General features: G+C 65.3%; 1 protein-coding gene and 1 pseudogene. Both read left to right on the forward strand.

What is annotated here, in order from left to right; genetic code table 11:
* On the forward strand, positions 1-369 hold a 369-nt coding region (locus tag L6D89_RS32355; RefSeq protein WP_236202339.1), incomplete at its 5' end, for a hypothetical protein.
* Positions 369-769: pseudogene (locus L6D89_RS32360) on the forward strand (hypothetical protein); the annotation flags it as partial. The gene L6D89_RS32355 and the pseudogene L6D89_RS32360, both read left to right, overlap by 1 nt.

The raw sequence follows: 769 nt of genomic DNA on the forward strand, positions 1-769 counted from the left end.
GCAACCAGCGTAGGTGGCACCGGCTACCTCGACCCCGGCCTGTTCGCCCTGGACTACAGCGAACCGCTGGAACTGCTTTGCGTTCAGCCCCGCTCGATGGAGGGGGTTACGCCTATCTTCACTCTGCCGCCCGCAGCGAGCCGCCGCCCGAATGATTCGCCCACCGGCTGGGCAAGGGTAGGAGACACCTGGATCGAAACGTCGCTGCAGCTTGATGGAGACGTGGCTCACCTGGGAGCGGTCGCCGGGGCGGCAGGCTACCGAGTCTTCTGGCTGCCTCGCCTGGTGGTTTTCACTGACGGCATTGCCTCCGAGTTCGACAACGGCACCGGTATGTATGACTGGTCCTTTGAGGCGCAGGAGGTCTGATGCTCAACGTCCTGCCGCTCAACACCAGGCCGCTCAATACGCTTTGGCGACGCGCCGTCGAGCCGGGCGGCCCGGTGATCATCCTGCCCCCGGAACCCATCACCCCAGGCGTCGTTCCGCCAGGCTACGGCTATCGCTGGGACGTCTCGGTGACTATTGGCGGCGTGCAGGTCTCGGCCAGGCTCGCTCAGCGTATGGAGATCGACCGCGAGGAAGGTGCGGCCGGGGTCGCTACCTTCGCCCTGTTCTACCCGGACGGCACCGACGTGCCGCTGGGCCTGGACGGCGAAGAGGTGACCATCGACTTCATCAGCGAAACAGGCGGCGTCACCAAGCAGGAAAGGCGCTTCACCGGCTATGCCATCGAGCCGTCCTGGGACATCGCCAATCGGCTGATGAC

The organism is Pseudomonas pseudonitroreducens (genome assembly GCF_021603645.1).
Lineage (GTDB): Bacteria > Pseudomonadota > Gammaproteobacteria > Pseudomonadales > Pseudomonadaceae > Pseudomonas > Pseudomonas pseudonitroreducens.